Here is a 21,549-nt window from a genome sequence, read left to right on the forward strand (position 1 = left end):
ATGAAGACCTGGATGATTCCCTCAGTCGACGTCACGCCGAACCAGAACGGCCTGCCGGGCATCGCCGCGATCGAGAAGATCGTCGGCGCCCTCCTGACCTTCGGGCTCATCGCCGCCGTCGCCGGTATCGCCATCTCGGCGATCGCGTGGGCGATCGGCTCGCACTCGTCCAACCCTCACATCGCCGGCCGTGGCAAGACCGGGGTCCTCGTCTCCGCGGGAGCCGCCATGCTCATCGGCGCCGCGAACACCCTTGTCACCTTCTTCAGCGCCGCCGGCTCCGCGGTCCAGTGACATGAGGTGGAGAGCCCTCCGCCCGTTCGTGGTCGTAGCCGTCATCTCGCTGCTGCTCACGGCCGGCGTCGTCGGGGTGGTGCTGTCCGGCGGACAGAGACCACCGTCACAAGCCGCGCGCCCCCCGTCGACGACCAATTCACCACCGGCGCAGGCGAACTCACCTGCGGCGCAACCGGGCATGACGGCGCATCCGGGGACCACTGCGCGAGAGGCGGACCCCGTTGCCGCTGACATCGAGCGGCTACGCACGGTGAGCTGGGTCGCGCCCCCGACGAGAGAAGCACGGATCGCCGGAGACGTCGCTCAGCAACCGGACCTCTATGCCGCCGAGTTCGTCCGCCGGCTCCTCACCCAGGACTACCGCCGGCCACGCGCCGAGCACCTCGCATGGGTGCAAGCCGAGTCAGCACAGACGTCCGAGCCACTCGTAGTGGGATTGGTGCCAAAGGAGCTCCGCAGCCGTCTGGCGGTCTACTCCGTCACGGAGGCGGCGGGGCAGACACCGGCCGTGCCCGGGACTCGCGAATGGGTTGCCTTTGGCATCCAACACGCCTACACCACCGTCCACATCGAGCATGTAGAGGAGCCGATGGCCTGGAGCACCGCCGTCTCCAGCGGCCGCATCAGTGACCCCGGCGTCACCGGCAGAGAAGTCTCCGCCACGGTCACCCACCATTATCTCAAGGCCGGCCGAGCCACCAGCAGCACCTCATCCGTCGCCATGACGCTCAATCTCGAAGGCCCTCCGAGCCGCGAGTCATGGGGCTTCGTCACAGCCGTCACCTACTCCTCCCTGCCGGTGAGTGCGTCATGAGTTGCGACGGGATCATGGCCGGCAACCCACTGTGCCTGGTCGCCAGCGCGGCCGCAGGTGCCGCCGGGGCGGCGTCCAACGTCGTCGACGGTGCCTTCTCCAGCATCGCTGGCTACTTCGGGATCGCAGCACAGAACGCAACCATCTGGCTCTGGCAGCAGATCGGCTCCGCGACCACCTTGGATCTCCGGTCGTCGGCGCTCCTTCGGGAGATGACCATCACCGGCACCATCGCCGCCACCCTCTGCCTAGGCCTCTTCGTCATCCAGATCACCGCCGGCGTACTGCGCGGGCATCCCGTCGCGCTCGGGCGAGCCCTCAGCGGGCTCCTCATCAGCTTTGTCGGCTCAGCCCTGGCACTCGCCACAACACGCGTGCTCCTCGGTGCCGTGGACGCCCTCAGTGACGGCGTCGTCAGCTTCACGATGGACACCCAGATCGGAGCCCTGGGGAGCAAGCTCTCCTTCGTCGGCCTGGCGCAGATGCAGAACCCGGCCGTCGTCATCCTGCTGGCCGTCGTCATCATCGTCGCCGCCGTCGTGGTGTGGGCAGCCATGATGATCCGCAAGCTCATGCTGATCGTGGCTGCCGTACTGGCACCCCTGGCCTTCGCCGGCGCCACCGCCGACTTCACCCGTGCTTGGGTTCGCCGGTGGATCGAGCTCGTGGCAGCCATGATCGTCTCCAAGCTGCTGCTCGTCATCATGCTCACCATCGGCGTCGCCGTGCTCAACGGGGCCGGGCAGTCCGGTACGGGGGTGAGCCAGACGGTGACCCAGCTCGCCGGCGGCTCGCTCACGCTGCTCCTCGGTGGCTTGGCTCCTTGGGTCGCCATTCGCATGTTCCACTTCGCCGGGGACACCCTGCACTCCGCCCATGCGACGGCACGCCAAGCGTCCGTCGGCGCCCAGACACTCGTCAGCGCACCCCAGAAGGTCAGCGCCATCCAGGCCCAAGGTCGAGCGCTGGCATCCATGGGCTCGTCCGGGGCCGGCAGAGGTGGCAGAAGCAGCGGAGGTATGCCGCCCCCTCCCCTGCGCCCCGCCCACACACTGCCGTCAGGGCCACCCTCACCGGGTACAGGCGCGGGCCTGTCCGGCGGCGCCGCTGGACCGGCTGGAGCAGCCAGCGGAGGCGGCGCCGCAGCCGCCGCCTCGGTGGCTGCTCCAGCTGCCTCCGTCGGCTCGCTCGCCCTGGCAGGCAAGTCGATGGTCATGAAGGCCGGTGATGTGGCGACCAACCCACCAGGGACATCGCCGGGCACATCAGTCGGCGCGAGCGCACCAGCGCAGGAGTCCCCGATGAAGCAGCCACCCGCCTACAGCTCGAGGAGCTGACCGATGACCGACACCACCACCAACCCCATGACGGTCCGCTTCGGGCGGCTTCCTCGCCGAGGACTGCTTCTCGGGCTCTCAGCGTCCCGGGTGCTGTGCCTGTGCGTCGCCGTCCTCGTCTTCGTCCCGTCGATCTTCCTCGGCAGCTCCACCGGTGCAGGCCTGACTGCTCCGCTGTGGGGAAGCCTCATCGCGCTCGCCTTCGTGCGCTGGCACGGCCGCCCAGCCGTCGAGTCGATGCCCACGGCCGGGCACTTCGCTGTCCGCAAGATGCTCGGCCAGACGAAGTACCGCACTCGCCCGTCGGCGCCGCGGCCGGGCGGAACTCTCGCGCTGCCCGGGGACGCAGCCGCCCTGCGCTTCCTCATCGACGAGGACACCGGCACCGCCATGCTGCACGACCCGCACGCGCAGACACTCACGGCGGTCGCGCTCGTGCGCCACCCGGCATACGTCCTGCTCTCGACCGACGAGCAGGCTCGACGCGTCCACGGATGGGGACGTGCCCTTGCCAGCCTGGCTGCGTCCGGGACGGGATGCCGCCTGCAGGTCCTCGAGGTGTCGCTACCCGACGCCGGCCGCGGCATCACCGGCTGGTGGGACCTCAACGGCGTCAAGCGGCCCGGTCAGTGGGCGGTGCAGCAGTACGAGTCACTCATGCGCACTGCAGCGCCGGCTGCCTCCACGCACCGCACCCTCATCGCGCTCTCCCTCGACCTGCGCGGCGCCCGAGCCCACATCAAGCAGGCAGGGCGCGGTCTACGCGGCGCGGCGGCCTTCCTGCGCCAGGAGATGACATCGCTCGAGGCGGGTCTCCGTGCTGCGGACCTGTCACTGGCGACCTGGTTCAACGAGAGTGAGCTTGCGGCCGCGCTCCGTGAGTCCTTCGAGCCAGGGTTTAAGGGGCAGAAAGAGCTCCACCAGACCCTCGCCGCTGCTGGTCCCGTCGCGATGGACGAGGAGTGGGACCACGTCCGTCACGACACGGCGTACTCCGCTGTTCTGTGGATCAACGAGTGGCCGCGGGTGGCAGCGCCGCCCTACTTCCTGCACTCGCTCGTCTTCCAACCCGGCATCCGCAAGACGATCTCCTTGACCATCCAGCCGATCCCCGCCGACGCCGCCATGCGCGACATCCGCAAGGCCAAGGTCGAGTACGCGACGGAGGCGGCGCAGAAGGCGAAGATCGGTGCCATCGCGGACCTGTCCGACGCCGCAGAACGCGACGACGTCATCGAGCGCGAACGAGCCCTGATCAGCGGCCACGCGGACGTGAAGTTCACCGGGCTCATCTCGGTCACCGCCCCGTCTCTCGACGAGCTTGAAGCTGCGGTAGCCGAGATCTCCCGCGCGGCGATCCAGTGCGGTTGTGAGACGCGGCGCCTCTACGGCCAGCAAGCCCGGGCGTTCGTGTCGGCATCACTTCCATTGGGACGAAAGGTCAGCTGATGCGCGCCACCCAGCAACCGGCGTCCTTCTACGTGCCCCACGGCACGAAGCGCCGACGTGGCGGTCGGCATGCGAAGCCACCGGAGCCCCGTGCTGGGTTGCTCGTGACGGCGTCGAGCGCCCAGGACTCCGAGCCGAGGGTTTTCCTGCCGGCCGAGGGAGAGAGCGGGCCCGAGGCCGGCCGCTCCTACCGGCGGTTTCGTCTGCCCGGTCACCGTGCCACGTCTGACGTCGTGGCAGGTGCCTATCCCTTCCTGGCGGAGGGCGGCCTGGGCAGCGAGGGCGTCTACGTCGGCCAGGACGCGTGGTCTGGTGGCGGCTTCTGCTTCGACCCCTGGGTGCTCTACCGCGAGGGCGTGATCACGAACCCCAACTGCCTCCTGGCCGGTGTGGTCGGTAAGGGAAAGTCATGTCTCGCAAAGTCACTCGCCACCCGATCGATCGCCTTCGGACGCCGCGTCTACGTGCCGGGCGACCCTAAGGGCGAGTGGTCCGTGGTCGCCGAGGCCGTCGGTGGGGTGGCGATCCAGCTCGGTGGCGGCTCGACGAATCGACTGAACCCACTTGACCCCGGACCGCGCGGAGCCGACCTGTCTGACGGCCAGTGGAGGGCCTTGGTCACCAACCGTCGCCGCGCCCTAGTCGGCTCCCTGGCCCAGTCGTCCCTCGGCCGCCCACTGCAGTCCGTCGAGCACACGGCGCTCGATGTCGCGTTGGCCGACGCTGCAGCTGCGGCAACCGAGCCGACACTGCCGCTGGTGGTGGATCTGCTGCTCGAGCCACGCACCTCGCTGCCCGGCGCCTGCGCTACGGACCTGGCACGCGATGGCCGCGTCCTCGCGCACGCACTTCGCCGGCTCGTGGCCGGCGACCTCAGCGGTCTCTTTGACGGCCCGTCGACCATCACGTTCGACCCCTCGCTGCCGATGGTGACGCTGGACCTTTCGCAGATCCAGGGCTCCGACCAGCTCATCGCGATGGTCATGACATGTGCCTCCGCCTGGATGGAAGCTGCGCTCTCGGCACCCGACGGAGGTCAACGCTGGGTCATCTACGACGAGGCGTGGCGCCTCATGCGACAGCCAGCGCTGCTCGCCCGCATGCAGTCCCAATGGAAGCTATCCCGCGGCCTCGGCATCGCGAACCTCCTCATCGTGCACCGCCTCTCGGACCTCGACGCCGTCGGCGATGCCGGCTCGGAGTCACGGGCTCTGGCCCGAGGGCTGCTCGGTGACTGCTCGACGAAGATCGTCTATCAGCAGGAGGTCAGCGAGGCACCTCAGACCGCAGTTGAACTGGGCCTCTCGAGCGCCGAGCGGGCGCAGCTACCGGGCCTGCAGCGGGGCGAGGGACTCTGGCGCGTGGGGCAGCGCGCGTTCGTCGTCAGGCACGTGGCGACGGATGGCGAGCTGTCGCTCTTCGACACCAACGCCCGCATGCACCTGCCAACTTGATCTAGTCGCCGCCCCAGTCGCCGATCGGATCGCATCCTGGCGCCCGATCTGGCTATCCGGTGGTGCAGTGTGGGCGGCATGCCTGCGGTGTCATTGCATGCCCCAGTCGCATTGGCGCGACGCGTGGACGAGCTCACCCCTTCTGGAGCGAAGGACCTGGTGTGGGAGCCGAAGTGGGACGGATACCGGGCGCTGGTCGGTGGTGGCCGCATCTACTCCCGCAACGGCACGATCCTCACTCCCCTGTTTCCGGACCTGGCGCCTGTCCTGCGCGCGCGACTTCCCGACGACCTGGTGCTGGACGGTGAGGTCATCGCCTGGGATGCAGCGGCCGGTCGATTGGACTTCGAGGGGTTGCAGGCCCGCATGACTGCCGGCCGTCGGATCCGCACGGTCGCCGCCCGACGCCCCGCCCAGTTCGTCGTCTTCGACGTGCTCGCTGCCGGCGCCGAGGACCTGCGCGGCCGACCCCTGCGCGAGCGTCGAGCGGTGCTCCAGCGGGCCCTAGCGGGGATCGCCTCTCCGATCGTGCTCTGCCAGCAGACCGATGACCTCGCTCTCGCCCGAGAGTGGTTCCAGACGCTGACGGCCGGCGGCATCGAGGGCTTGGTGATCAAGGACGCCGGCAGCAGGTACCCGACGGAGCCGGGTCAACGGGTGTGGTGGAAGGTGAAGGCGAAGCAGACGCTGGACATGCTGGCGATCGGGTTCACCGGCGACCTCGCGGCCCCTACGGCTTTGGTTCTCGCGTTTCCGGGAGATGTCGACGACGAGGGCAAGCCGGTCACTGCCGGCTCGACCACTTCGCTCCCGAAAGCCGCGGCCAAGTCCCTCGCGCCGTTGTTGCGCCCGACTGGCGAGGCGTTCGAGCGCACCTTCGCCTGGGGCTCGGCTAGCCCGACTCGCGTGACGGTAGTAGCGCCGTTTGTCGTCGAGGTCGATGCCGACGCCTCTGCAGCCGCAGGCGTGCTCCGTCACGCTGCGCGGTTGCACCGGAGCAGGCCAGACCTCGACCCGATGGAGGTCAACTGACCGACTGGGGGGACGGGTACTGGACCCCGATGGCGGCCTGACGCATGGCTGCCCGTCGGCGCCACGGCACGCGCCATCAGCGGCTACTTGTTTCATTGACGGCAGGACCGGTGCCTGCGCAGGCTCGGTTCAGGTGCCCGGGCTCGTCGCTCGAAGCAGCGGCTGCCCACGCTTCGTCGTGTGGCTCACTCATGGGTTGCGCCGCCCGGGCGCCGCCGGGCAGGAGAGGCTCAAGAAGGGATTGCTCTGCTCGAAGTAGCGGTGCCCTCCACGCCCATCGAAGTGATCGGTTTCCGGGCGAAGGAGGGCTACATGCAGGAGCAGGTTTCGCGGGTCGTGATCGGGATGGACCCGCACAAGCGCAGCGTGACGATCGAGGTGATGACCGCCGACGAGACGGTCGTCGGCGGCGGCCGGTTCGACACCAGCCTCGAGGGCTACGCAGCGATGCTCGAGCACGTGGCCGCATGGCCCGAGCGGGTCTGGGCGATCGAGGGCTGCGAAGGCATCGGGCGGCACATCGCGCACCGGCTGATCGCGGATGGGCAGGACGTGGTCTACGTGCCGGCGAAGCTGTCCGCGCGGGCCCGGGTGTTCGCGACCGGGCAGGGCCGCAAGACCGACGCCACCGACGCGCACTCGGTCGCCTTGGTCGGCACGCGGATGGCCGGGCTGCGCCCGGTCGTGACCGATGCGCAGCTCGAGGTGCTGCAGCTGCTGGTCGACCGACGCCGCGCGATCGGGGACGAGCACACCCGCAAGATCAGCCAGCTGCACCGAATCCTGTTGGAACTGCTACCTGGTGGCGCAAAGGAGTACCTCTCCGCCGCGCAGGCCAAGACCATCCTGGCCGGGGTCCGGCCGCGGGACGCGGTCGGCAAGACCCGTAAGCGCGTCGCGGTCGAGCTGGTCGCCGATCTGGAGCGGATCTATGCCCGGAAGAAGGCCGCGGACAAGGAGCTGAAGGTGCTCGTCGCCGCGACCGGGACCTCACTGCTGGGCCTGCACGGTGTCGGCCCGTCGGGTGCGGCGCGCTTGTTGGTCGAGGTCGGTGACCTGGCCCGGTTCCCGGACCGCAACCACTTCGCCTCCTGGACCGGGACCGCCCCGATCGACGCCTCCTCCGGCGACCACGTCGGCCACCGGCTCTCTCGTTTCGGGAACCGGCAGATCAACCGGGTGCTGCACATCATGGCCACCGTCCAGCTGGGCACCCCGACCGAGGGCCGCGCCTACTTCGACCGGAAGAAAGCCGCCGGGAAGAGCGCGATGGAAGTGATGCGCTGCCTCAAACGGCGGCTGTCCGACCTCGTCTTCCGGACGATGCTCGGCGACTACGTCGCCGGCCGGATCACCACAGCTACGCGACAGGTGACGGGCCCAGGAGGGCACCGGGGCAACGACTCTGACTCCAGCGCGACCGGCTCACAACCCCACACCGGCTCTTCGGACAAGCCACTTCCCGGACCCGTCACCACCCAGCCTAGAACGCCCCTCCCGGCCGCGTCTTGACACAGAAGGGAGCCATGACCGGACGTCGGTTGAGGCCCAGCAGGGTGGGCCGCAGACCCGTCAGGCGCGGTACTCGGTGTCGGTGACGTGGTCGAGCCAGGTGGCCACGTCACCGTTCTCGTCGGCTTCCTGGATGGCGACGTGAGCCATGAACCGCTCCGGGGTGGCGCCGTGCCAGTGCTCCTCGCCGGGTTCGATGTAGACCACATCGCCGGGCCGGACTTCTTGGACGGGGCCGGTCTCGGCGTGTTTCAAAGCGCGCCGGAGGAGACGACAGCAGCTGTCGCGACCGCTCTTGCCTGCGGGTACCGGCACATCGACACCGCCGCCGGCTACGGCAACGAACGCGAAGTGGGCGAGGGGGTCCGTCGATCCGGTGTCGACCGGAACGAGGTCTTCCTGGAGACCAAGGTCTGGGTGAGCGACTACGGCTACGACGAGACGCTGCACGCTTTCGAAAAGAGCGCCGCCAAGCTGGGCTTCCCGACGATCGACCTGCTCATCCTCCACCAACCGATGCCGCAGCACTTCGAGCGCACCATCGAGGCCTACCGCGCACTCGAACGACTGCTCGCCGACGGACAGGTCAACGCGATCGGGGTCAGCAACTTCATGCCGCACCACCTGGAGGCGCTGCGCGAACGGACCGAGGTCGTCCCGGCGGTCAACCAAGTGGAGCTGCACCCGTACTTCACCCAGCCCGACGTGCAACAGGCCAATGCAGACTTCGGCACCTTGACCCAAGCCTGGTCGCCGATCGGTGGCATCACCTTCTACCCGGGATGGGGCGAGGACCGGAAGAGCGTCCTGAACGACCACGTCATCGCTGCCATCGCCGCAGCGCACGGCAAGTCCCCGGCCCAGGTCATGCTGCGCTGGCACCTGCAGCAGGGCCGCTCCGTGATCCCAAGTCCATCAACGCCGAGCGCATCGCCCAGAACATCGACGTGTTCGACTTCGCCTTAGAAGAGGAGGAACTCACCTCCATCGACGCCCTCAACCGGGGCGTACGAGGTGGACCTGATCCCGACGAGGTCGACCCCTCGACGTGGGACCTCGAAATCCCCGAGCCGTGAGGTGGGATCCCCTGTGAGGGACAAACACGCGAGCCGCGCCGACCCCGGCGCAGACCCAACCCTGGCTGAGCGCGCCATCACGGGTGCCTGAGCCTCCCTGCGCGTCCGCTCACAAAGTTCAGTTGCCCGCGTGCACGAGCATTCGGACTGTGTCGGCGACACGCGCTCACATCGGCTACTTAGAGAATGGGGCCAGGTTCTGGCCTGGCCGGGCTGGGGCTCAGGTGCCCGGGGTTGTCGCTCGCACATCGGCTGCCCAGCGTCCGCGTTGTGGCTCTCATTTGGTTTGCGCAGCCTCGGGCATCGCCAGGGCCGGGAGAGGCTCAAGAGAGGAATGCGCTGCCTGAAGTAGCGGTGCCCTCCCGTGTCCGACATCCGTCGTGGACAAGGGAGGAACGCTGATGAACAACGCTGGCGTGACCGCGGTCCAAGAGGCTGTGGTGATCGGGATGGATCCACACAAGCGCTCGGTCACCATCGAGGTGATGAGCGCCGACGAGAACGTCTTGGACAAGGCGCGCTTCGGCACCGACCCGGACGGGTTCGCGGCGATGCCGACCTTCGTGGGCCGGTTCACCGACCGGCTCTGGGCGATCGAGGGCTGCGCCGGGATCGGACGTCATGTCGCGACCCGGCTCATCGCCGAAGGTGAGCAGGTGGTGGACGTGCCGGCGAAGCTGTCCCACCGAGTCCGGTTGTTGACCTCGGGCAACGGCCGCAAGACCGATGACGCCGACGCACACTCCATCGCGCTCGTCGGGGTCCGGATGTCTGGGCTGCACCCGGTCGTCAACGCCGGGCAGGTCGAGCTGCTGCGGGTTCTGGTTGACCGGCGGCGGATGCTCGGTGAGGAACACACCCGCAAGGTCAGCCAGCTGCATCGCCTTCTGCTGGAACTGATCCCAGGTGGGGCGAAGCTGTACCTGTCCGCGCGGCAGGCCCGCAAGCTCCTGGCTCCGGTACGTCCTCGCGACGCGGCCGGCAAGGCGCGTAAGCAGGTCGCGCTCGAGCTGGTCGCCGACCTGGAGAAGGTCTATGCCCGGTCCAAGGCCGCCGACAAAGACCTGACCGCCGCGCTGAAGGCGACCGGCACGTCACTGACCGACTTGAACGGCATCGGTCCCAGCGGTGCCGCGATGCTGCTCGTCGAGGTCGGCGACATCACCCGGTTCCCGGACCGCAACCACTTCGCCTCCTGGACCGGCACCGCCCCGATCGACGCCTCCTCCGGGGATGTGGTCCGACACCGGCTGTCCCGCCGCGGCAACCGTCAGATCAACCGGGTCCTGCACATCATGGCCACCGTCCAGCTGCGACACCCGACCGAAGGACGCGCGTACTACGACCGCAAGAAGGCCACCGGCAAGTCATCCATGGAGGCGATGCGCTGCCTCAAACGACGCCTGTCCGACCTCGTCTTCGCCACCATGCTCGAGGACCTCACCAGGGCAACCGGGACGGGCCCGGGAGGGCACCAGGGTGACGACTCTTACTCCAGCGCGGCCGGCTCACAACCCACCACCGGCTCTTCGGACAAGCCACTTCCCGAACCCGTCACCAACCAGCCTAGAACCCCGCTCCCGTCGGCGTCTTGACACAGAGAGGAGCCAGTTGCGGACGCTCACGAACATGTCACCGCTCACGGTTCCTCGCTCGTGGTTCGTGCCCCGAGGCGAACGTCTTCGGTGCATGCGTCACGAGGAGCTCCCCCAGTCCAAAAGCGACCGAGCGATGCTGTGCGTTCTCGCCGGTGCATTCGGCGGGTGTCTGCTGCTCTGGCTCGCAGCGCTCGCAGGAGCGTGGCTCAGAGGCAGCCCGGCACCGTCGTTCTCGGCAGTGAGAGTGGCGAATCTGCTGCTGCATCCCTTCGATCCGGTCGCGGCGTGGGGTGTCGATGTGGGGTCCACACTCGGGTACTGGGGTCTGCTTCTCGTGCTCGTGGTTGCCTTGGCTGGTCCAGCAAAACTCTTCCGACGTCACCGCACCCAATCGTCAGCGGATCACAGCTGGGCCACACGTGCGGGCATCGCGTCACGATCTGAGGCCTTGGCTGCGGCCGGATCTCCTCGCGTCAAACACCGGGTCACCGCCTTGCGGCCGTCTTCACCTGGCAGGTCGGTCGAGTCGGTGGCGCACGCCGTCGGCAATAGCCGCGGCGTCCAGTGCTTCGTGACGGTCGAGGACTCGACCGTCGTCCTCGGGCCCCCACGTTCGGGCAAGGGACTGCACCTGGTCATCCCGGCCATCCTCGAGGCGCCGGGAGCGGTAGTAACCACCAGCACCCGCCCGGACAACCTCACCGCCACCCTCCTGGCGCGGAAGAGCGTCGGCCCGGTAGCCGTCTTCGACCCGCAAGGCCTCGCCCCCGGTATACCGTCGACAGCGCGCTGGTCTCCCATTCGTGGTTGCGAGGACCCGCACGTGGCGATGGTGCGAGCCAAAGCCCTCACCAAGGGCGCCGCGTCCGGCACCACCGATGCCAACTTCTGGCAGTCATCCGCCGAGCAGGCCGTCCGCGCGCTCCTGCACGCCGCCGCTCTCGGCGGCTGCAGCGCCGGTGACCTCTACCGGTGGTCGTTGTCCGCGGTGCACGCGAGAGAAGCCGTCATGATCCTCGGCACCCACCCCGCGGCCGCCCAAGCGTGGCATCAGGGCCTCGACTCCATCATCAGCGCCGACCCGCGACAGCGAGACTCCGTCTGGGCCATGGTCTCGATCGCCTTCGCCGCCCTCGCCGACCCTCGAGTCCTCGACGCCGTCTCCCCTACCGAGGGCGAGCAGCTCGACCCAGCAGAAGTCCTCGCCAACAACGGCACCGTCTACCTGCTCGGCACCTCCACCGGGGCCGCAGCCACGGCGGGACTCGTCGGCGCTTTCCTCGAGGACGTCCTCGAGGTCGCCCGCCGCAAGGCCGCCGCCTCCCCCGCATCCCGACTCGACCCTCCGCTGTCGATGGTCCTCGACGAAGCCGCCAACTACCCACTGCCCTCGCTCGCCTCGCTCATGTCCGACGGAGGCGGCTCCGGCATCGCCACGACCGTCGTCCTGCAGTCCCTGTCCCAGGCCCGCGCCGTCTGGGGCGAACACGCCGCATCAGCCATCTGGGACGCCGCCATCGTCAAGCTCATCCTCGGCGGCGGCTCCAACGCCCGAGACCTCGACGACCTGTCCAAGCTCATCGGCACACGCCCCAAAGAGATCACGAGCCGCAGCACAAGCCACGACGGCCGCCACTCGACCTCCACCTCAACCAGCGACGTGCCCATCCTCACCCCAGCCGAGCTGCGCACCCTCCCGTTCGGGTCCGCGATCCTCCTCCTACGCTCCGCCCCACCGATCGCGCTCACCATGAGCCCGTGGACCAAGCGCAAGGACGCCAAGGACCTCACCGCGGCCCGACTCGACCTCGAGCAGAAGATCCGCCATGCCAGCCACGCCCATCCGTGAGAGAGCGGCGCCACGGAGCCGGCGGGCCTTCTACGACGCCTACCTCAACTCGCGTGCGTGGCGCGACAAGCGGAAGCATTGGTATGCCGCGTGGCTGACCGCCGCCGGCATCGAGCCCTCCTGCCTGGTGTGCGGCCGGCAGTGGACGCTCAAAGCCGGCCACCTGCACCACGCGACGTACGACCGTCTCGGCGACGAGTCGCTCCGCGACCTGCTGCCGCTCTGCCGGCGCGACCACAAGGCCCTGCACGCGATCATCGACTCGCAGCCGACCTGGCGACGGGTTGACCGCCAGACTGCCACCGTCGCGATCATCGCCGCCCTCCGCCACGTGCGCGCCGCACGCGGTATGTCGAGGCGGCAGTCCTCGACCACCTCGACGTCGTGACCACAGACGAGCCTCTCGATTTCGGCGAAGACCCGTTCGAGCGGACCTTCGGCCAGCTCCGCGGGCCCGTCCACTGGCCCTCCCTCACCGAGGACGAGGCCCGCGACCGAATGCGTGAGCTGGACGAGTGGGTCAACTACCTCGTCCGCCGCTTCGCCCTCGAACCACGAGTCATCCCACCCTGCTGGCCCCAGCACACAGCCCTCGTCGAGATCCTCTCCGCACTCCGGGACCACGAGCGGGCCGACTACGCCGACACCGCCTCCCCCACCGCCGCCATGGACTTCATCCGCGCGCTGCACGACGCCCAGCTCTTCCTCGCCGACCAAGTCTCCAAAACCCAATGCTCCGTCGCCGGCCACCGCGACGACATGGTCGCCTCATGGTGCATGACGAAAGCGACTGGCCAGCAAACGAACTGACGCGACGGATGGTGTCCCGGACGGAGGGTCCTCACTCCAGAAGCGCGGGAGGCGCCCGCGCAGGAAAGGGTCGACATGTCCGCCACCGCACACCCCACACCGTCTGCCCTGATCCAAAATGACGGTGTCGTGGACCAGCTCATGGCCCTGGCCCGCAACGCCAGCCTCAACGTCGAAGAGCACGACCCCATCGACTACTGGTACCGCCTCGGCCAGCGCAACGCATACGCCCACGCCACCGCCCAGGTCCTCGCCCCCGAGCTCGGCCACGACCCCTTCACAGTCGCCGAGCGGATCACGACCGCCCTAGACGCAGGCACCACCGATCTCCAGGAACTCCGTGAGGCGGCATACCGCGTCCGAGCGGCCACCACTCCCTCGAAGCCCAGCATCGAATGGGTCGGCCCGAAGGCATTCGACGCCCAACACCGCAACATCCGCGGCGTCGACCGCGACTACGGCATGCGCTGGGGACCACGCAGCAACCAGCGGATCTCCCTGCGCCTCGACGGCGACGCAGCCACCCACGGACTGCTCTACGCCTACGACCCAACGTGGCAGGAGTATGCCGTCCTCTCCACCAGTGCCCCACGTGCCGCCGTCGACCGTGCCTTCGCACACGCCACCGACACCGACATCCACATGCCCATCGAGACCTTCGCCCAGCTCGTCGGCTCCTACGGCGCCGCACTCGAGTCCGCAGGTCGCACTCCTCCACCGGTGGCCGAGGTGCAGCTGTGACCGCGCCACGCCCGTCCGTCGACGTCGAGGCGATCCGGGCACGGCACCCGCTCCCCGAGGTGGTGACCGCCGCCGGCATCGAGCTGCAGCCACGCGGGCACGGCTACATGGGCTGCTGCCCCTTCCACGACGACGCGACGCCGTCGCTCTCGGTCGACGGGATCCCCGACCGCTTCCACTGCTTCGGGTGCGGCGCCAGCGGCGACGTCATCGACTTCGTCCAACGAACCCTGCACCTCAGCTTCCTCGAGGCCGTCAACGTGCTTGACGGCGATCAACACCGCGAGCGCCCACTCACGATCGTCCCTGCCGAGCCGCGACTTCACGCTGTCCCTGATCCGGTCGTCAACGCCATTCCGCCTGAGCGCGCGTTCGAGATCAACCAACTGGCCTGGGAGCACTTCGCCACCCCCGTCGGCACGGCCTTCGCCGCGCACTACCTGCACCACCGGCGCGGCCTGAACCTCGAACCGCTGACGAACGAGTTCGACGGACAGCGGTTCGTCGGACACGCCGCTCACGGCTGGGCCACACTCACCGAGCACCTCAGGTCTGCAGGCGTCAACGACGACGAACTTATCGGCATCGACCTCGCCATGCGAACCCGAGGCGGCCGGCTCATCGACACCTACCGCAACCGCCTCATCTTCCCGATCACCAATGCCAGCGGGCGCATCCACGGCTTCATCGGCCGCGACATCAGCGGCCACCCCGCCGCACCCAAGTACCGCAACCCCACGCGTACCCCGGTCTTCGACAAGTCGCAAATCCTCTACCGGCCAACCCACCACCCGCTCGCTGCGGACGTGCAGGTGCTCGTCGTCGAAGGAGCCATCGACGCCCTCGCCGTCGCGTCCGCCGCCGCCGCCACCGGAACAACACACCGCGTCGCCGTCTGCTCCACCAACGGGGTGTCCGCCTCTCCCGCGCAGGTACGCGCGACGCTGGCGCTGACCCCGCTGCCTCCACGGATCACCTTCGACGGCGACGACGCGGGGCAGCAGGGCACCGTCCGATGGGTCGCGGAGGCCTGCCTCGAGCAGCGCTCCCCCGTCCTGGCGACCCGTATGCCGGCCGGCACCGACCCAGCCGACTGGCTCGCCGCCCAGGGGCCCCAGGGCCTTCGAGCCCTCCTCGCGGCGCCCTCCGGGTCGTCCGGCGAAGACATGCCGACGACGGTCGTCCCCGGGCGCGACATCATTCGAGCCCTGCTCTACAAGGCTGAGGATCCCATCCGCGACGCCGCTGAACTCATCGCCACCCTCGCCTCTCAGCTGCCCGCCACAGAGAGCCACCAGCTGCTGCGCGACTCCGCCGCCGAGATGACCCGACACGGCTGGAACCCACGCGACACCTACGCCACGGCCGTCGGGCACGCACTGCGCGAGCACCCCACCCCTCGTCCCTCCCTGTGGCGCCCAGCGTCAGCTCCCTCACTCATCTGAACCAGAAGGGTCCTCATGTCTGTGTCCTCGACCAACCTGCTCGACCGTGCCTCGGCCGAACTGCACTGCGCCGCCGACCAAGCCGAGGCCCGAGCCCACGGCAACCCCCTCGATCCGTGGTCAGCCATGGCTGGCACCGTCCGCCTCCTTGCCACTGCACTCAACCCGATGCCCGCGACGTCACCCGTCGAAGCCGGTGAACTTCACGAGCACTTGACCGCCGCGCTGGCCGCCCTCGACCACATAGCTTCCACCGACGCACCGCAGGACCTGCAGTTCTGGCATGCCCACATCGCCGACCTCAGGGCGAACGCTCGCATGCTCGAGCTCCATGAGTTCAGCGCACCGAAGGCCAGCTCCTGATGGCCACGACCGCCGCCGACCTGATCGACCAAGCACGACGCGTGCTCGCCGAGCTTCAGCAGACCGGCGCTCCAATGTCACGAGAGCACTGGGAGTCGTTCGACCAGACGGTCTACCGCCTGCTCCACGAGCTCGACAGCGCGGTCACGGGCTGGCTCTCCAGCCAGGACGGTGCTGCACAGCTTCATCAAGCCATGCGTGACTTCCCCCGTCCGCTTCAGCCCGTCGACGACCGACCAGACTTCTCGATCAAGGAAGCTGCACGCCTGCTCGGCACCAGCGACAACGTGGTGAGGAACCGAATCACCGCCGGCGCACTGCTGGCCGCCCCCACCGGCAACGGATATCGAATCCCGCGCAGCGAGGTCACGGCCCGTCGCGACGTGCCGTCAGCCTCTACCGACGATCCGCACCCCATCGCCCGACTCTCTTGCATTCTCGGCGCACTGAACGACCTCCTGGTTCTCCACCGACTCGACGCCGCTTCTCCCCAATTGCAGACCCAGGCAGCCCTGACACTCGCAACGCAGACCCTCTCCATCACCGCGGCAGCTGCCAGGCGAGCGCTCGCTCTCTGTGACCCGGTCGCTGCGGACCGTCCCCTGCTGATCGCCCGATACGCAGGAACAGCGGCGTCGACGCTGCCGGCCGCCTCGCCACTACGCGGGCTCCAGAATCCAGCGATCCCAGCGCCCGCTCAGGCGCTGAACACACCTGGCGCGGTACTCGAGCGCTCTCTGCACGATTGGGCCAGCGCGGCGCGCGATGAACTACGCGACGCCGTACCCAGCGTTGCCGTACTGCAAGACATCAACCGCCAAGGCGTTCACCTGTACGCGGCCCTCGATGCTGTGCTGGGGAGCGAACCGGATAGCGATCACACGCGGTCTCGAGAGCAACTCCGCACGTCGGCGCGGTCACTTCAGAGCGCTGCCGACGTCTGGAAGCAGACGTCCACCGGCATGCCGCCGTCCCGTGCGTACGTGGAGGCGGCCCGTCGCCTCAACACGGCGCTCAGCCGCATCACCCTGACCACCGGCGCCGAGCGGGAACATCCGGCGGATGCTTATCAAGTGCTGCTGCGGGGAGCTAGCGACGTCGCGTGGCTCACGACTCAGGTGGCGCCCTTCGCTTCTCAGCTGCACCACTCAGGGGTTCTATTCATCCATGCCCGGCACGCGCACAATGACCCGTCGCGCCTCAGCGCGAAGCTCGGGGGACGTATGGTCGAGGCCACTGCCCGCGATCTGCCGAACCTCATTGATGCCCTGCGGAGCGCTCAGGCAAGCGCCGCCGACGCAGCACGAATGCTGCCGGCAGAACTGGCGCCGAGTCACATTTGTCGAGCCGAAGTGCACGCGCCAGCGATCTAAACCGGGAAGCCGTTGCCTTAGCTGGCCGGACGACGGCGCCCGAAGGAGCCGAGTGCGCAGTTGCTCGAGCGCTCACCAAGGGCGCCCGTCCCGCCCACTATGAGCGCACAGCGCGCGCACTAAGGGCGACACCAACCGCCTATATAGGACTACCCCGTCAAGGGCCAAGCTCTCACTCCCAGGCCGTGGTCGTATCTACCGAGGCCGCATGAAACGCGCGCTTAAGGCATGTGTCGGCGATGCGCGATCTGGCGCCTCGGAAACAGCGAGGAATATGGGACGGGGGCTACAGGGTTAGCAACGCGCCCGCCGAGGGGGGCAGCGCGGGATGCTGGTCCTCGGCAATCATTTGCTGCAGCATCGAGTAGCCGGCCTCAGCGCTGCCAAGTAGACCCCACTGAACCGCTTCTGCAACCAAATGCTGTGTCTCGCGTACAGGGATTCCTTGAAGGCGAGCGACACGCAAGGCCTCTCGATCGTCGCTGATCCAAGTCGATCCGCAAAAATCCGCTCGCTGCCGGATGATGTGTATGGTTTGGGCTTCTCCCAAGTGGTCGAGCGCTCGAGAAGCGGCTCCGCCGAAAACAGCTTTACGAATGCCCTCGACTTGGAGTATCTCAATCTCGTCGCTGATCTCCACTGGCTGCCCGAGCCAACCAGCAGCCTCAATCGAAGCCAAATCCGCATAGGTCGCACTAGACCTTCTGCATTCCGCTGCGACGGCCTCCACCCACCTTCCCCGACCACCTAGAAGGCGCTCAAGCAGGTCTAGCTGGTGTACACAAGCGAAGTTGCAAAGAACCGTATTGTCGGGAAATAAGTTGGTCGTCACGGCTCGTAGTCGTGGACAGCGTCCGGACCCGGCTCGGTCAAGGCTGGCTCAATTGCGTCCCGTAGAACCTCGACGGGCAGGCTCATGAGGTTGGCTAGGGGGCGAAGGGTGGCCTTTCCGTGCAGGTACGAGTCCAGCATGTCTCGAATGAGCTTCACCGGTAGGCGGGGCTGGCTGCTTGCCTCAACCCAACCCGCGTAGTCCCCCAAAAGATTAACTTGAGCAGCGCAGTCGATGGTGCGGAGACGACCCAGGCGTGCCCGTTGGTCGGCGTCGATGAGTTTCAAGTTAAGGAGCCGCCATGCCAGAGAGCTTGGGGAGACCTTTAGGTCCATGACTTGGCGAGCGAATCCCTCATCGGAGACGCCGCTTGTGAAGTGGTCCCTTAGGATAGGAGCGGGCATAAGCAAACACGCTGCGAAGGAGTTGGCTCTGACCTCTGACGCATCCCCACGATTTCCTCCCATGACGTTCTCGTCTACATGCAGGCCCTGGTCATCGAGGCATAGCAAGTGAGCGAGCTCGTGAGCGACAGTGAAACGTTGCCGCGTGGGGTTCTCGCTCGTGGAGACTAACAGAATTTTGGCTCCACCTTCGGTCCAAAGCGCCAAGCCATCGCAACCGGTGCCAAGGTCCATCGAACGCACATCGATTCCGAATGCACGTTCGATGGCTCCAGCGAATGTCTCTGAACTGCCAAAGGCGGAGGGCTGACCTAGGTGATGCAAGGCGAACTCGGCCAACTGGGCTCCCTGCTCGATCCATAAGGAGCTCGTGAAGCCCGGCGGCTTCGGCCAATCTTGGTGGTCGCCAAGGAAGTACAAACTGCCTCTCGACTCAGCCAGGTTGGTGGCCTCCCGCACAGCAGACGTAACACTCACGCTGCCAGTTGCAGCGCGCGCAGCCATCCCCGCCCTTTGGCCAGTGAGTAGCCAGTCCACGGTGGAGCCGGTTGCGTCGGCGATCCTCGCGAGGTCCAGAGAGCTGAACCGCCGCTTCCCGCTGAGCGCCTTGGAGAGCTTGGGTGCATCCAGCCCGATCGTGGCGCCGAAGGCCTCTTGCGTCTGGCCCGACTCCTCGATCAGGCGGCGGACACGGTCAACCAATGTTTGTCCGGGCACGCCTCATTATGACCACGTCGTTGCGATAAGCGCAACGACGCGCCGACCCGGCGAGGCCAAAGCGCCAGAAGGGTTGCGATTTCCGCAACCGGCGCGTATGGTCGAGAGCGTTGCGAAAATCGCAACGATCGTTTCGCGCCCGAAGGAGCCTCACATGCCCGAGCAGACCGCCCCGAAGGGGCCCAACCCCAAACACGGCACCGTCGGGGTGACGTTCAACACGGAGCTTCGACTCGAACTGCCGAAGGGAGACCAGACCGGCCTACAGATCAAGCAGGCCGCCATCGCCCAGCAAGCCCCGATCGAGCTGAACTTTCAGCTGTCCGTGCTGCACGGGCAGCGCTACGACGTGATCGGTGACGAGGACATCGTCAAGGTCCACACCCACATGGAGTTCACCTGCGTCGCCCCCGACGACAACTCGTGAACGGCGACTTGACCCTCGCCGTGCAGAGCGCCATCGACAGCCTTCGCGGGCACTTCGGGCAGGAGCCCGAGGTCACCCCGGACGGTGCCGGCGGCGCCCACGTCGTCATCAAGGAGGTGGCGGTGGGGACGACCTACGATCCTGCCGCCACCTGGATGGGGTTCCACCTCAACGCGGCATACCCCCACTCGGACGTGTACCCGCACTACGTCGGGCGGGTCGAGCGGAGCGACCAGCAGGCGCACGGCTCGGCCGTCCAAGCGGTCGAGTGGCAGGGCCGACCCGCACTGCAGCTGTCCCGCAGATCGAACCGGTGGAACCCGACCACGGACAACGCGACCCTCAAGGCGGAGAAGGTGAGGACGTGGTTCAGCGCCCTGTGAACCCCCCGACGAACGGCTGGAGCGTCACCACCCCGGCGCCGCTGTGGCATGACCTCCACGAGCACCTGTTCACCGGCGACGGCGGCGGCGCGGTCCTGCTGGCTCGCCGCGTCGATGGGCCGCGCGGTCCGCGACTCCTCGTTACCACGCTCATCCCCGCCGTCACCGGGACCGACTACGTCGATGGCACGTTCGGACACCACGCCCTGTCCGCGACCTTCGTCCGCGACGCGGCACTGCGGGCGCGCGCGACCAGCCAGGCCTACATCGCCGTGCACGCGCACCCCGGCGTCGGGAGCGTGCAGTTCTCCAAAATCGACCTCGCCAGCCACGAGCGCGGCTACCCGGCACTGCGGCAGATCACCGGTCAGATCGTCGGCGCCCTCGTCCTCGCCGAGGGAGCAGCCGCTGGCGACCTGTGGCTCCCGGACGGCAGCCGCACGGACGTTTCCGGCGTTGTCGTCCCCGGCAACAACCTGCTCCGTCTCCATCCAACGCCCGCACGAGTCGCGTCCGCAGACCCCGCCGCGGACCGGCAGGTGCGCCTGTTCGGCGACGCCGGCCAAGCAACGTTCATGGCCATGAGAGTCGCGGTCGTCGGGCTCGGCGGCGCGGGATCCCTCATCGTCGAGTACTTGGCTCGACTCGGCGTCGGGCACCTCGTCCTCATCGACGATGACCGGGTCGCGAAGGACAACCTTAACCGGCTCACTGGCGCAGCCCTGAGCGACGTGGGCCGTCCGAAGACCGAGGTCGCGGCCGACAACGCGCGCCGAGCCAACCCCAACATCACGCTGGATCTGCACGAGGCGACCTTGGGACCCAACACCGCCACCCTGCTCACGTCGTGCGACTGGATCTTCCTCGCCGCCGACACCGCCGGAGCGCGGCACTACGCCAACAAGGTCATCGAAGAGAACCTCATCCCCGGCACCCAGGTCGGAGTCAAGATCCAGGTCCACGACGACGGCACCATCGGGCAGATCCACGCCGCGGCCCGGCCCATGGTGCCCGGCAGTGGGTGCCTGTGGTGCAACGGACTCGTGGACCCTACCGAGCTGGCACTCGACCACCTCCCCCGCGAGGAAGCCCGTCAGGCCAGGTACCTCAACGAGGTTCCCGCACCCAGCGTCATCACCCTCAACACCCTCGCTGTCGCGGAGGCCGTCAACCACTTCATGCTTGCCGTCACCAACCTCCACCGCGACGACGTCGACCCCGCCAGCTTGCTCATCCGACCGCGCACCCGTCAGCGGGACCTCCTCAACCCCAGACGCGACCCCGCCTGCCCTTTCTGCGGGGACCACGCTGACGGTGAGGATGCGTCGTGAGGCGACTGGGGCGGGCCACATTTCGCTTAATCGTGCTCTGCCTCGCGATGGGCACCTTCGGACTGGGCTGCTTCACGCTCGTGTCAGCCAACGCCGCCTTCAACGAGGCGGCTCGTTGGTTCTCCCGCGCGACCTACCTCAGCCAGTGCGCCAACACCGCGAACCAGGCGCCTGGCTGCTTCGCGTTGGCGCAGGACCCGCCCCACTGGCCAGCGGGCGTCGAGGTCACGAGCCCGGATGTTGTGTTGGCCGAAGGTTCCGCCATCCACAACACAGGGTCATCGATCCTGAGCCTCGGCGGGGTG

General features: G+C 67.9%; 20 protein-coding genes and 1 pseudogene. 19 read left to right on the plus strand and 2 right to left on the minus strand.

The window, feature by feature from the left end; genetic code table 11:
* The first annotated feature begins 12 nt into the window (after nucleotides 1–12).
* From U5C87_RS00005 to U5C87_RS00080, 16 genes and pseudogenes are all read left to right on the plus strand, one after another.
* Nucleotides 13–294, plus strand: coding sequence for a DUF6112 family protein (locus U5C87_RS00005; RefSeq protein WP_034770756.1), 282 nt, complete (start codon nucleotides 13–15; stop codon nucleotides 292–294).
* Nucleotides 295–322: 28 nt separating this feature from the next.
* Nucleotides 323–1,111, plus strand: a complete 789-nt coding sequence (locus U5C87_RS00010) for a hypothetical protein (protein WP_330474627.1) — start codon at nucleotides 323–325, stop codon at nucleotides 1,109–1,111.
* Complete coding sequence (locus U5C87_RS00015; RefSeq protein ID WP_330474628.1) at nucleotides 1,108–2,448, plus strand: type IV secretion system protein; 1,341 nt, start codon at nucleotides 1,108–1,110, stop codon at nucleotides 2,446–2,448. The genes U5C87_RS00010 and U5C87_RS00015 overlap by 4 nt, the downstream gene beginning before the upstream one ends.
* A 3-nt stretch (nucleotides 2,449–2,451) precedes the next feature.
* Nucleotides 2,452–3,897, plus strand: coding sequence for an SCO6880 family protein (locus U5C87_RS00020; RefSeq protein ID WP_330474629.1), 1,446 nt, complete (start codon nucleotides 2,452–2,454; stop codon nucleotides 3,895–3,897).
* Between the two features lie 233 nt (nucleotides 3,898–4,130).
* Complete coding sequence (locus U5C87_RS00025; RefSeq protein WP_330474630.1) at nucleotides 4,131–5,351, plus strand: ATP-binding protein; 1,221 nt, start codon at nucleotides 4,131–4,133, stop codon at nucleotides 5,349–5,351.
* A 123-nt stretch (nucleotides 5,352–5,474) separates the two neighbouring features.
* Nucleotides 5,475–6,383 (plus strand): ATP-dependent DNA ligase, encoded by a 909-nt coding sequence (locus U5C87_RS00030; RefSeq protein ID WP_330474631.1) that lies wholly within the window; start codon nucleotides 5,475–5,477, stop codon nucleotides 6,381–6,383.
* Nucleotides 6,384–6,695: 312 nt separating this feature from the next.
* The gene (locus U5C87_RS00035) at nucleotides 6,696–7,895 is read left to right on the plus strand and encodes an IS110 family transposase (protein WP_443082150.1); all 1,200 of its coding nucleotides are present in this window, start codon (nucleotides 6,696–6,698) and stop codon (nucleotides 7,893–7,895) included.
* Between the two features lie 207 nt (nucleotides 7,896–8,102).
* Nucleotides 8,103–8,971, plus strand: a pseudogene (locus tag U5C87_RS00040) (aldo/keto reductase).
* Nucleotides 8,972–9,372: 401 nt separating this feature from the next.
* On the plus strand, nucleotides 9,373–10,566 hold the full coding sequence (locus tag U5C87_RS00045; protein ID WP_330474633.1) for an IS110 family transposase: 1,194 nt from the start codon (nucleotides 9,373–9,375) through the stop codon (nucleotides 10,564–10,566).
* A 532-nt stretch (nucleotides 10,567–11,098) separates the two neighbouring features.
* Nucleotides 11,099–12,418 carry a type IV secretory system conjugative DNA transfer family protein gene (locus U5C87_RS00050; RefSeq protein WP_330474634.1) on the plus strand — a complete coding sequence of 440 codons (1,320 nt, stop codon included), beginning with the start codon at nucleotides 11,099–11,101 and terminating at the stop codon, nucleotides 12,416–12,418.
* Entirely contained in the window at nucleotides 12,396–12,806 is a 411-nt protein-coding gene (locus U5C87_RS00055) for a hypothetical protein (RefSeq protein ID WP_330474635.1), read from the plus strand. The genes U5C87_RS00050 and U5C87_RS00055 overlap by 23 nt, the downstream gene beginning before the upstream one ends.
* A complete protein-coding gene (locus U5C87_RS00060; RefSeq protein ID WP_330474636.1) occupies nucleotides 12,803–13,228 on the plus strand; it encodes a hypothetical protein in 426 nt (141 codons plus the stop codon). The genes U5C87_RS00055 and U5C87_RS00060 overlap by 4 nt, the downstream gene beginning before the upstream one ends.
* Nucleotides 13,229–13,357: 129 nt before the next feature.
* Complete coding sequence (locus tag U5C87_RS00065) at nucleotides 13,358–13,969, plus strand: hypothetical protein (protein ID WP_330474637.1); 612 nt, start codon at nucleotides 13,358–13,360, stop codon at nucleotides 13,967–13,969.
* Nucleotides 13,966–15,414, plus strand: a complete 1,449-nt coding sequence (locus U5C87_RS00070) for a CHC2 zinc finger domain-containing protein (protein ID WP_330474638.1) — start codon at nucleotides 13,966–13,968, stop codon at nucleotides 15,412–15,414. Before U5C87_RS00065 ends, U5C87_RS00070 begins: the two co-directional genes overlap by 4 nt.
* A 21-nt stretch (nucleotides 15,415–15,435) precedes the next feature.
* The gene (locus U5C87_RS00075) at nucleotides 15,436–15,777 is read left to right on the plus strand and encodes a hypothetical protein (protein WP_330474639.1); all 342 of its coding nucleotides are present in this window, start codon (nucleotides 15,436–15,438) and stop codon (nucleotides 15,775–15,777) included.
* A complete protein-coding gene (locus U5C87_RS00080; RefSeq protein ID WP_330474640.1) occupies nucleotides 15,777–17,150 on the plus strand; it encodes a helix-turn-helix domain-containing protein in 1,374 nt (457 codons plus the stop codon). Before U5C87_RS00075 ends, U5C87_RS00080 begins: the two co-directional genes overlap by 1 nt.
* 286 nt (nucleotides 17,151–17,436) lie before the next feature.
* Here U5C87_RS00080 and U5C87_RS00085 read toward each other — a convergent pair whose 3' ends face one another.
* Nucleotides 17,437–17,880, minus strand: coding sequence for a hypothetical protein (locus tag U5C87_RS00085; RefSeq protein WP_330474641.1), 444 nt, complete (start codon nucleotides 17,878–17,880; stop codon nucleotides 17,437–17,439).
* A gap of 98 nt (nucleotides 17,881–17,978) precedes the next feature.
* The gene (locus U5C87_RS00090; RefSeq protein WP_330474642.1) at nucleotides 17,979–19,103 is read right to left on the minus strand and encodes a helix-turn-helix domain-containing protein; all 1,125 of its coding nucleotides are present in this window, start codon (nucleotides 19,101–19,103) and stop codon (nucleotides 17,979–17,981) included.
* Nucleotides 19,104–19,257: 154 nt separating this feature from the next.
* Here U5C87_RS00090 and U5C87_RS00095 point away from each other — a divergent pair, with 154 nt between their 5' ends.
* Genes U5C87_RS00095 through U5C87_RS00105 form a run of 3 tightly spaced genes read left to right on the plus strand, consistent with a single transcriptional unit; the run spans nucleotide 19,258 to nucleotide 21,244 of the window.
* On the plus strand, nucleotides 19,258–19,530 hold the full coding sequence (locus U5C87_RS00095; protein ID WP_330474643.1) for a multiubiquitin domain-containing protein: 273 nt from the start codon (nucleotides 19,258–19,260) through the stop codon (nucleotides 19,528–19,530).
* The gene (locus tag U5C87_RS00100; protein ID WP_330474644.1) at nucleotides 19,527–19,913 is read left to right on the plus strand and encodes a hypothetical protein; all 387 of its coding nucleotides are present in this window, start codon (nucleotides 19,527–19,529) and stop codon (nucleotides 19,911–19,913) included. The genes U5C87_RS00095 and U5C87_RS00100 overlap by 4 nt, the downstream gene beginning before the upstream one ends.
* Nucleotides 19,895–21,244, plus strand: a complete 1,350-nt coding sequence (locus tag U5C87_RS00105; RefSeq protein WP_330474645.1) for a ThiF family adenylyltransferase — start codon at nucleotides 19,895–19,897, stop codon at nucleotides 21,242–21,244. Before U5C87_RS00100 ends, U5C87_RS00105 begins: the two co-directional genes overlap by 19 nt.
* The last annotated feature ends 305 nt before the right edge of the window (nucleotides 21,245–21,549 follow it).

It is taken from the genome of Terrabacter sp. C0L_2 (genome assembly GCF_036352015.1).
Taxonomy (GTDB): Bacteria; Actinomycetota; Actinomycetes; order Actinomycetales; family Dermatophilaceae; genus Terrabacter; species Terrabacter tumescens.

Excerpts from the sequence above, each read along its gene's own strand:
- U5C87_RS00005 (WP_034770756.1), top strand. The coding sequence starts at position 13 with ATGATTCCCTCAGTCGACGTCACGCCGAACCAGAACGGCCTGCCGGGC.
- U5C87_RS00015 (WP_330474628.1), top strand. The coding sequence starts at position 1,108 with ATGAGTTGCGACGGGATCATGGCCGGCAACCCACTGTGCCTGGTCGCC.
- U5C87_RS00020 (WP_330474629.1), top strand. The coding sequence starts at position 2,452 with ATGACCGACACCACCACCAACCCCATGACGGTCCGCTTCGGGCGGCTT.
- U5C87_RS00035 (WP_443082150.1), top strand. The coding sequence starts at position 6,696 with ATGCAGGAGCAGGTTTCGCGGGTCGTGATCGGGATGGACCCGCACAAG.
- U5C87_RS00045 (WP_330474633.1), top strand. The coding sequence starts at position 9,373 with ATGAACAACGCTGGCGTGACCGCGGTCCAAGAGGCTGTGGTGATCGGG.
- U5C87_RS00055 (WP_330474635.1), top strand. The coding sequence starts at position 12,396 with ATGCCAGCCACGCCCATCCGTGAGAGAGCGGCGCCACGGAGCCGGCGG.
- U5C87_RS00080 (WP_330474640.1), top strand. The coding sequence starts at position 15,777 with ATGGCCACGACCGCCGCCGACCTGATCGACCAAGCACGACGCGTGCTC.
- U5C87_RS00095 (WP_330474643.1), top strand. The coding sequence starts at position 19,258 with ATGCCCGAGCAGACCGCCCCGAAGGGGCCCAACCCCAAACACGGCACC.